Genomic DNA, 9,714 nt, shown 5'->3' on the forward strand with positions numbered 1-9,714 from the left:
CCCTATGCCTTGTCTACTGCGCCGAGCGCCGCGGCGATCTGTTTCGCGCTGTAGCCCTGAGCTTTCATCGCCGCCGACAGCGCCTGATGCTGGACGCTGGACGCCTTCCGGTTCACCTGGGCGGCCTTGCTGGTGCGTAGCCGATCATTGGCAGCCTTCACCTTGCGCGCCTCTTGCTGGCGCTGGTACGACGGCTGGGCTTTGCGCTGGGCAGCACGCTCGTCAGACGTTCTGATCACATTGCCGCGCTTGGCCTTTTTGGCGTCCTTCAACGCTTGTTCAATGAACGCTTGCTGCTCGGCGACGGTGACGGGTGTTTGCTTGTTGCTGAGGGTGCGCCGACCGGTTTCGATCATGCGCTTGGCAAACAGATTGAACGTCGACCCGGCGTTGATCGTGGCCATGACGCGGATGACGTGCTTGCAGGCAATCCCCGTCAGCTTGGGGTTACGGACGCGCGGAAAACCGTCCTCGGGGCGCCCATAGTTGAAGCTGCCAATGCTGGCGATGTAGCGGTACCAGAACGTGTGCCGACCACAGTCACAGTCGAACTTCAGTTTGCCCGCCAGCATGCGCTTGGCAGCCTCAAGCGTGTTGTTGCCGTCCGCCAGCACCTTGTCATAGTCAAGGAACTGCACCATGACGTGGTGACGCGCCACGTTCGACTTCGCGCTGGCGTTGGTCTGGATATGCACCACGCCACCGCGATTGCTGACGGGGATAACCATTGTGATTTCGCGGGTTGCGCGCCCACGGTCATCCGGCGATGACAGATTGATAACCTGCTTGGCCAGGATGCCGCCCCCGGCGCCGGAGACAGGCACGTTCCCCTTGCGCTGGCCATGGCGGCGCTGGATGTCATGCACGGCCGCCCGGAACGCTATCAGGTCGTCATGCGTCAGCGGTCTGAATTCGCCGCCCAACGTCGTGAATAGGCCGCGCTTCGGGTCGTACAATCCTGCCATGTCGTCGGCGGACAGAATCGCGCTCTGATCGCCGATCCGCTTTGCCCGGTCAGCTTCGAACTTGCGCCGCGCCTCGGCGGTGAGCTTGCTCGCTGCAACCACCAGCGGATCGCGCGGCTTCCCTGGCTTCTTGGCAGCCATCAGCGAACCGACCTTGTAGGTGTGACGATGCCGGAACGCTGCTTGAGGTACATCAGGTGTTCTTTGGTGGGCAGCACCACGTCTTTTTCGATCAGCTCGGAATCGACCGTGGACAGCCCGGCCGCGGCCATGATCGCCAGCGTTTCGTTGGGATCGCCATACACGCGCAGCGCCATCATGTGAAGGTGAAAGCGCTCGCTCGGCAGGCTACGCACTACTTGGCGACGGGAGGAATACGACGGCTCGGTCAGTGCGAACTTGCGCACCTCCAGATAAAACCGGGCTTCCGGGATCATGGGAGTTTGATTGCCGGGGACGCTACCGTTTCGGCTCGATTCAGAGCGCCCTTCGCAACCTCAACACGCTCAGCACTATCCCAGCTCAATCGCGCGGTAACAGTCATCAATGCGGAAGTATCCTCCCAGTTATATGACGCGCCTGGCTCACTGACAACGACCCCGCTGAGGGTGTACAGAACAACGCGCGTCGCCCCTGAAACGATCTTCGCCGACAGTTTCTTTCCGTGGACGGCCTCAAGGAATTTCCACGCGTGCCCGGCTTCTGTTTCGTACATGGCGAGCCGTCCGCTATTGCTCCCCGGCATTGGGATTGGTGCCTTGAAGCAGAGCAGGCTGATGTCTTCGAAGCCCTCGATAACAACCATCATGTCCACCGCAACAAGCCGTGGCCTGCAATTGCATTTCAATTCAGTCATTACACGAGGCTCCATAATTGATGGCCGATTATCCCCGCGCCAACGCTTGCGCCACCGGGGCACTTTGCATGCTCCGGACAAAACAAACCCCGCTCAGGGCGGGGTCAATTGTGCTGTCCACGGTCAACCCGCCATCAGCTCAGCGTCAGAGGCGCCAGACAACCGTTCGCGCTCTTCGTCGAGGCATAGCAGGCACAACGCTTCAAGTTCGCGCTCCATGCGGTCGCCCGGCTTGGTCAGGGTTATATGCCCCTGCTCGCCAGCATGCGGCGCCACCCGTGCAATCTGCTTATCCAGCGCTTCCATCGGCGGGTATTTTATCGCCTTACTGATTGCCGCCTGCTTGTAGCGATCAAACGTCAGCGCGTAGCTGTCGTGGTACTTGCTGCGCAGCTGTTCGTCATCCGCAGGCAACTGAAGGTTGGCGCTGCTCCAGTTCATGCCATTGGATGGCAGACGCACCAGATGCCGGATTAGGGTGCAGCAAAACGATAGCGCGTGAACTATCACCCGTGGCGACCCCAGTGCCGCGGCGTAGTCGACCAGCTGCTGGGCGTAGGCCGCGTCCTTACCGAAGTCGACACTGCCGTTAACCGTGCGCTCGCTCAACATGACCGCGCGGCGCCGACCGCCAGCGACCCGGGCCGGGGCAACAATGAAATGGAAGGCGTGAAACCGGTAGTCGTCGCACACCACTGCCAGAAAGTGTTCAAACGCTTCACCCTGCTTTATCGGGCCGCTGGCCAGTGCTGCCGCTAACAGCGCGGGAACATCGCCCGGCTTGAGGGTAGCGCCAGCCGTTCGCGTCTTTCTGTAACCAAAGTCTCGAGAGGTAACCGGGTCGCTACCGTAGGCTGCCTTGCTCAGCAGCCCAAGCCGCGCCCGATATTCAAGGTTCTCATCGTGGCGACTGCGCTTGGTGCTCATGCTGCCACCTCCGCCGGGAGCGGTTGGAGGGCCGCGTGGGCAACGAAACGCTCATACACGGCGCTCTTGCACTTGCGGGAGATAGCGAACTCGCGCCCGGCGATCCGGCAGTAATTATCTCGGGTGTAGGCTCTTAGGCCAGTACGACGGAGATTGCGCGCCCCCAGCCGTTCGAACGCTTCAACCCGCGCCAGTGTGCCGCGATGGATCCGGGTAAGGCTTGGGTCACCCGCTTCGATTGATTTGAGAGTGTCCTTCCCGGCTAGCAGCCACTCGACACCTTCAGCATCCAGCGCCGACACAAACTTCTGATCAGCCCAAAAGGCCACGAACATGGATGAATCCACTTTCTCGGGGCGTCGATGCCAGTTCTTCCTGTAGCGGCGCAGTTCCATAGCAAAACCTCAAACTATCCCCGGACAATGATCGGCGCTATTTTGCGCAATTAAGGCCAGAAACACGGGGTTTGTTTCTCGCTTTCGGCTAAATATACATCAACAAACAATAAAATGTATGTTTATGCGACATCCGCCAGCAAGTCGGCGGCCTTGCTCAACGTCGCTTCGGCGCGCGAAGACTGCGCCACCTCTGTCTCTTCGCTGCACGCCACGTAGTTCACGTCCTCAAGGAATGCCATGCAGAGGGTGTCGAACAAGTCCGGGGATGACAGGCCGTCGGCCGCCATGCTCTCTTTGCTGGCGATCTTGTAGCGCCCCAGCTCGTCGAACGAATAAGGCAGCCGGGAGCCTTGGTCGATGAGGTCGCGCTTGTATTTGGTCGACAGCTTGACCACGCCGTCTTTGATCGCCTCGGTGGCGTGCACGGTGCATTGCGCCCGCTGGTTGATGAAGCGTTTGCGGTTCTCGTTGGAATGCGGTCGCGCGCCCCACAGAACGCCCTGAATGATCATGTTGCCTTCTTGCAGCTCTTCCAGTCGGCGCTGGAACTGCTTACCCATGGCCGTCACGTCGATCACGATGGTTACGTTCGGGAAGCGCATGGCGTAGTCGCGCAGCTTGACCGCCAGCGGTGTCCAGTCCTCAGATGCGCTGTAGATCGGGATATCGACCACCTCAACCCGGCGCCGACGCTCGTTCGCCATCCGGTCGCCCCTGCCTGCAACGCGCAAGTGGGTGGCCACCGTCTTGTCTCGCCCTACGCCAGCCGCGACGTCGACCACAATGACGTGGCCCCACTCTTCGCCTGGGAGGATCGGACTCGCCTGCTCTATCGCCCGCTCGATCAGCACCGAACTCAGCAGATATTTGCTGAGGTTGGTCGGGAACTTACCCAATACCTTGATCTGGTATTCGGGTTCCATCGTGCCGCCGTACTGGAGCCGCTTTTCCTTGATGAACTTGAGGCTGACAATCGGGCTTTCTTCGGAGCTGAACACCAGCGGCACCCAGCCACCGCCCCGGTAGATCGACTGGCTATGGTGCGTTTCCCAAAAGAAGCCGGTAGAGCGCGTGGGCTGGCTGGCCATGATGAAGCGGTTGCGCTCATCGGTCAGGGCGCCCCCGATCACGCCAAAGTTTTCGTCCGGGATGCCGGAGGCCTCATCCGCCAACCACAGCAGATAGTCGCCGTGGGTACCGGCCAGGTTCTCAGGCGAGCCGCGCGGGGCTGTACGAGTGGTGACGTACCATGTGGCGCTGTGACCGGTCACATAGACCTTCTCAGCCTGGATCACCACATAGTCAGCAATCCACGCATGCGGGCCTTTGCGGATCTCGGCCAGCATCGTGGTGATTTCTTTCCACACGCCCTCTCGCACCGTCTTGAGTTTCGGTGCGGTTACGTAGGTGTTGGAGTTGAGATAGCACAGCAGGTGCCACAGGCAGATGACGCCGAAGCTGCGCGTTTTACCAGTACCGTGGCCAGACGATACCGACACCCGACAGCCGTAGACTGAGGATTCATCAAATAGCTCTTCTTGCTGCGGTGTTACCTCCATCGAGCACACTTCAACCGCAAACGCATACAGGTTGAAGGCGTAGCGCTCCATGAAGTCGGGCCACCTCGGGTCTGTCTCTAAGCGCAGACGCTGGGGCTTCGGCTTGGCCATATGATCCTTACACACAAAGGGGCCAGTTCCCCGGCCCCTGTCACTCTACGGCTACGCTTGGCGCACTTTCAGAGACGGTTTGCGGTCTTGCGTGGCGTTCAGAACGAACGCTTTCCAGTTGCTGCCAGACGCCCGGCAGCTCAGCGTGGTTTGGGTCTCTCGGAAAAAGCCTTTGCGCAGTCCCCGGCCCGAGTGCAGCACCATGCCGCCGTCACCGCAGAGGTTCAGCCCCTCCCGTACAACCTGAAAGCTAACCGCGGCCATGGCGCTGGCGTCCTCCATCAACCACATGACATCGCGCCCACAGAAACCGGCCATGCGCTCAGGGTAATGCTCGCTCGCCGCCATAAAGCGAACGCCAGCGCCTGAGAACTGCCCCTGTTGCTTCAACATCATGGTGCTGCTCGACAGGCGCAGGTATTCCAGCGCCCACGAGTTCGCGCCAACAAAACTCTTCACCAGTCCGCTGTACCGCTCGCAGCAGCGCAGCATGTCGCCGAAGGGGGCGGCCACCATAGTCAACGACTCGGGACGGCACAGCAGGCGCCAGAACGCGATAGGCGCCAGCGGGCTGATCACCCCCGGCTGCATCGAATTGAGGTCTGAAGCCATCGACACACGGCAGTCAGGCATCTGCACGTTTTCGAAGGCCCGCGCCAGCTGCTCGTCAACCTCCATGCCGCACACCTCGCGCGCGAACGCGGCCAGGTCATTGGCGTAGCGCCGGACGAAAGCGGGCCAGCGTTCATCATCTTGAATCAGGCGCTGGCTCATGCTGCGGCCTCGCTGGCCAGCTGTGCCGACTCGCGCTCATGCTCGGCGATCAGCAGCGCGCCAGCCTTCTCGATAGCGCGTAGGCGTGATTCTTGTTTCATGGGCGCGTGAGGCCATGGCCAGACGGTTGGAGCGAAGTCCGGCACCAGCACCTGAAGCAAATAGCCCGCCGCCGCACGCAGCAGCTCGTCATCGCGATAGCGTAGGTCGCGCTCCGGGTGATAACCCTTCACCAGCAGCTGGCGCTGGCGCTCGCTCAGAATGGCGTTCTCGCTCGGGCCGGTCACTGGCATGGCCGACCACAGCGCCAGCGGTTGCTCCCAACCATTGGCAGCCCTCTGCGCCCACTCAGTCGTGGTCATGCGCGCATATGGCCGAGTCACGGAGATACCCTGATCACGCCCGCGGCGCACCAGCAGCCACGCTTTCGGCTGTTGTCCCGCCTGGCGGGACTGCACCAGCGACTCCCACACCAGAAACGTCTTCTGTGTGTGGGCGTTCCCGTACTCGCCCGTCTCCGCGTTGAATGCGAAGTCCGTGATACCTGCATGCCGACACGAGCGCTCAAAATGTTCGCGACTGAAAAAGAGGGTCATGGTGCGGATCTCGCTTTTGGCTTGAATTGGAATAGCGCCGGAAATTCGAAGACCACCGCAACGCGCTGGCGATTTATGTTGTTCAAGCGCCAGCGTTCGGCGGGTAGGTGCTCGCGTAGGGCGTGCTCGATCTCGCCAGCTTCATTGCGCAGCCACAATTCGTCGCCCTGCACACGAACAACGATCAACTCTTCGTCGGTCACCAGATTGGTCAAGGTCTGGCTCACCTTCACTTCATTTCCCCGGTCTTGCGGTTGATCTCGGTCGGCTTGGTAAAGGCGCGCGAGAATCGGAACTCAGCGATTACCTGATTGAAATTGCTTTCCACCCGGTCGAAATACTGATTCCCCTCGGCCATCAAAGCCTGCGCCAGCATGGCCGCGGGTACGCTGCGCCCCTCCATCACGAAGGTGGCAAGGCATCGCACCAGCCGCTGCTCGGCGTAACTACCACTGAAGCCAGGTAACAATCGGCCTTTGCCGCGCACCGCCGTCCCTAGATCCACTGGGCGGGCGTCGGCCGTCGGCAGCACCAGATAGAAGCCGCCAAGGCGCTTTGGCTCCATGCGCGCCACGCGATCCTTTCTGCCGAAGATGCGTAGCCCGCTGGCCGCCAGCGACTTGAAAATCATGTTCGCGGTATCCAGCCGGTACTGCTGGCGATCAGTCAGCGTGATTGCGGCGGGCGCCGCTGGTACCGCGATTGCTGCTTGCATGTGCAACCTCTAAATCTTGAGCCGCAGCTGTGCGCGGTCACATTCGTATTCGCCGTGCGGAAGCTTGTGTGCCTGGGCCTCACAGTTCCGGCGTTCGCAATCACGGCAGTAGGTGTAGGCGGGGGCGTTTCGAGGCCTCCGCCAGATGACGCGATTGCTTTCGCAAAAACGGCAGTCCATCAGTCCTGTCCCGGTCTATCCCCGGACTATGCGGGGCGTGCATCGATCATCGCCTGCGCGTACACCCATCGGCGATTAGCAAAAGCGGCCATGCTTTCCTCGACATCCTTCACCAGCGGGCAGCTGATCGCGAAGTCATCGCGCAGGTCAGTCAGGTACTGATCCATCACCTTGGCTGGTGCTTTTGGTGCAGTGCTTGGGCTGGCGCAGGCCTCGACCGGCTTTTCCACCGATACCGGCAGCTCGACGCTGTGAAACGCCAGTGAAATGGCTTCAAACAGATCCGCAGTCGGCAGATGATCAGTGCCGATATCGGACGGCTTGGCGATCTTGTAGCGCCCCAGCTCGTCGAACGAATAAGGCAGCCGGGAACCCAGCAGCGTCAGCGGATCGCTTAACCCAGAGTCGGATGGCAGCACCAGCTTCAGAGTCCCCCGCTGGATCGCATAAGTAGCCAGAACTGTGCATTGGGCGCGACGGTTGACGAAGCGCATCCCGTTACCGCCCTTGGGCAGCGTCTGACCCATTGTCAGCCCGTAGCGCGCGACGGTTGGACTTGCGAACGCCTGAAGGTGCTTAAAGAACACAAGACCATCCCCCAGCACGTCGACCAGAATGGTGGCATTGGGAAGTGCGTGCGCGCGCTTGAACAACGCTTCGGCCTGAGCCTTGAGGTCACCGCGCTCGGCGTGGATTGGATACTCGACCACTTCCACCAACCGGCGCCCACCGGGGGTGTCGCAGACCTTCATGTGCGCTGCTACGGTCATTCCTTTGCGGTGGTCGCCCGCTACTCGTACGCCGAACACGTTCTGTACTTGGGCGTCCACTGGGATCGGGCTTGCGATGGCCAGCGCCTGGGCAATATCGGCCTCAGATAGCAGGTACTGACCTGGATCCCGCGCCACCGCCTGGAGAACCGCCGGGACTTCGGCATTAGCTGCCGTCGCCTTGGATTGAATTTTGCCGCTGACGACCATTTGCAGCTGACCGGGCGTCTGAGGACGAACGATGTCCTTGATGGCCGTGGCCACTGGGGAAGCCAGATAGCTGCTCAACAGCTGGCGCAGGCGGAAGTGGGTCTGTGCGTAGCGCTGCTTGCGGCCGAAGCACTCCTGCACTGATACCGGCTTGGAGCCAGGTACCTCAACCCAGTAATGAACACCGCGCGCGGCATTGCTGCGATCAGGCTCCGTCACCGCGATACCCTGAGTGATCAGCCACTGTTTGAACGACGACACGTTGCTGGCCATCAGCAGATCGGTGTCGTGCGCTTGTCCCTTCGGTTTAACTGCGGTGTTCGCCATCATTCAGCTCCTAGCGGGGGCGGCCTTGAACGGCCTCAGATTTTCGGTTCGTCCGCGGCGGATGGCCGGTGGACGTTTTTCAACAACAGGCTTGAGCCAAAGCTGTCCGGTTTTGAACAGGAACAGCTCCCACAGCCCGAGCTTGATTTTGGTGTCGCCCTTCTCGTACAGGCGCCACGACTCACGGCTCACGTAGATCAGTTCGCCCGCAGCGGTTTCGCTCAGGTTCACGTTCTTGCGGGCCATGCGGATGTTTTGGGGGGTTGGCTGGCGATCAGCAGAAAGCGTCATTCATCACCGCCGTCGCCGAGGCCTGCGATATCGGCCAAGCGCTTGGCCATGGCTTCGCGTTGCGCCTGAGTGGCGAGCCTGCCCCGCTCCAATCGCTCATCGAGCACCGCTTTATCGACGAGCGCTACAGGCGGCGCCGCCGGTTCGATATTCATGTTGTATAGGCGGCCCAACAGCTCAAGGTACGGACGGTTGTCGTAGACCTTCATTTCCAAGCCGTCTTTGGTTTCCTTCACGCCGCCGTACAACACCAGCGCACCCGGTGACAGGTGACGGGTGTCCTTGAGCACATGCTGGCCGATGCCGTTGCCATTGCACTCCGGGCATTCCGGGTGCGGGTCGCGGTTGGCATCAAAGCCCAACCCGCCCAGCTCATCGAATACCGGCGGCTTGCGCTTCTCGTGCTTCGCTTCTGCAACCAGCTGTTTATGCCGCTCCTGACGCGCCTCCAGCTCACGCGGTGTCATCTGGTAGCGAAAGTTCTTTCCGTGGCAGCACCGGCAGCACTTGTAGACGTATTCCACCAGCTCGCGTGGGTCGGCCATGGCCGCGCCGTAGATGCGCTCAATGACCTTTCCGGTGACGGCCTCAGTGTTAGCAAACAGCGCCGCGCGCTTCGCCTGGGTATATGGGTGATCCTTAACCTTCTTTAACAGCCGACTGGCGGCAGCGGCTGCTACCGCGTCGGATTTGCACTCGTAGCCCGCGTCGAGATACGACTGAGTGCCGTTTTGCGTGACCAGCCAAAGGTCGACAAACTTTGCCTGCCTCGCATCCAGATCGTGGAGACACCCGGCCTGCAAGGCTTCCAGCTCTTTCGCCTTCAGGTTTACGGATTTCTTAACGCCGGTACTTCCACCTGTTTTGCGAGGTGCCTTGGCTGGTGCGGGAGCTGCCGGAGCGGCGGCCGCGGCCTTGGTCGCGCGCGGCTTCTTGGTTGCTGGAACAGGCTTTTTAGGTGCCTTTTTTGGGGGTGTTTTTTGAATACGTCCACCCCGCACCTTAACTTCCGGCGGTACAGGAGGTGCGAACACA

At 60.8% G+C, this 9,714-nt stretch carries 13 protein-coding genes; all 13 read right to left on the reverse strand.

Annotated features, from left to right (window positions below):
* Positions 1-2: 2 nt before the first annotated feature.
* Entirely contained in the window at positions 3-1,106 is a 1,104-nt protein-coding gene (locus ACP7EE_RS25040) for a hypothetical protein (RefSeq protein ID WP_426237536.1), read from the reverse strand.
* Positions 1,106-1,402 (reverse strand): hypothetical protein, encoded by a 297-nt coding sequence (locus tag ACP7EE_RS25045; RefSeq protein WP_426237537.1) that lies wholly within the window; start codon positions 1,400-1,402, stop codon positions 1,106-1,108. Before ACP7EE_RS25045 ends, ACP7EE_RS25040 begins: the two co-directional genes overlap by 1 nt.
* On the reverse strand, positions 1,399-1,821 hold the full coding sequence (locus ACP7EE_RS25050) for a hypothetical protein (RefSeq protein ID WP_426237539.1): 423 nt from the start codon (positions 1,819-1,821) through the stop codon (positions 1,399-1,401). The genes ACP7EE_RS25045 and ACP7EE_RS25050 overlap by 4 nt, the downstream gene beginning before the upstream one ends.
* 123 nt (positions 1,822-1,944) lie before the next feature.
* Complete coding sequence (locus tag ACP7EE_RS25055) at positions 1,945-2,748, reverse strand: hypothetical protein (protein WP_426237541.1); 804 nt, start codon at positions 2,746-2,748, stop codon at positions 1,945-1,947.
* Entirely contained in the window at positions 2,745-3,143 is a 399-nt protein-coding gene (locus ACP7EE_RS25060) for a hypothetical protein (protein ID WP_426237543.1), read from the reverse strand. The genes ACP7EE_RS25055 and ACP7EE_RS25060 overlap by 4 nt, the downstream gene beginning before the upstream one ends.
* Positions 3,144-3,265: 122 nt before the next feature.
* Entirely contained in the window at positions 3,266-4,756 is a 1,491-nt protein-coding gene (locus ACP7EE_RS25065; RefSeq protein WP_426237545.1) for a hypothetical protein, read from the reverse strand.
* Between the two features lie 111 nt (positions 4,757-4,867).
* On the reverse strand, positions 4,868-5,590 hold the full coding sequence (locus ACP7EE_RS25070; protein WP_426237547.1) for a hypothetical protein: 723 nt from the start codon (positions 5,588-5,590) through the stop codon (positions 4,868-4,870).
* Positions 5,587-6,186, reverse strand: a complete 600-nt coding sequence (locus tag ACP7EE_RS25075) for a hypothetical protein (RefSeq protein ID WP_426237549.1) — start codon at positions 6,184-6,186, stop codon at positions 5,587-5,589. Before ACP7EE_RS25075 ends, ACP7EE_RS25070 begins: the two co-directional genes overlap by 4 nt.
* The gene (locus ACP7EE_RS25080) at positions 6,183-6,401 is read right to left on the reverse strand and encodes a hypothetical protein (protein ID WP_426237551.1); all 219 of its coding nucleotides are present in this window, start codon (positions 6,399-6,401) and stop codon (positions 6,183-6,185) included. The genes ACP7EE_RS25075 and ACP7EE_RS25080 overlap by 4 nt, the downstream gene beginning before the upstream one ends.
* A 14-nt stretch (positions 6,402-6,415) precedes the next feature.
* The gene (locus ACP7EE_RS25085) at positions 6,416-6,901 is read right to left on the reverse strand and encodes a hypothetical protein (RefSeq protein WP_426237553.1); all 486 of its coding nucleotides are present in this window, start codon (positions 6,899-6,901) and stop codon (positions 6,416-6,418) included.
* Between the two features lie 206 nt (positions 6,902-7,107).
* On the reverse strand, positions 7,108-8,388 hold the full coding sequence (locus ACP7EE_RS25090; protein WP_426237555.1) for a hypothetical protein: 1,281 nt from the start codon (positions 8,386-8,388) through the stop codon (positions 7,108-7,110).
* 3 nt (positions 8,389-8,391) lie between these two features.
* Positions 8,392-8,679, reverse strand: coding sequence for a hypothetical protein (locus ACP7EE_RS25095; RefSeq protein ID WP_426237557.1), 288 nt, complete (start codon positions 8,677-8,679; stop codon positions 8,392-8,394).
* The coding region (locus tag ACP7EE_RS25100; protein ID WP_426237559.1) for a terminase small subunit at positions 8,676-9,714 on the reverse strand (1,039 nt) is incomplete at its 5' end. The genes ACP7EE_RS25095 and ACP7EE_RS25100, both read right to left, overlap by 4 nt.

The sequence above is a fragment of the Pseudomonas sp. TWP3-2 genome, assembly GCF_049897765.1.
Taxonomy (GTDB): Bacteria; Pseudomonadota; Gammaproteobacteria; order Pseudomonadales; family Pseudomonadaceae; genus Aquipseudomonas.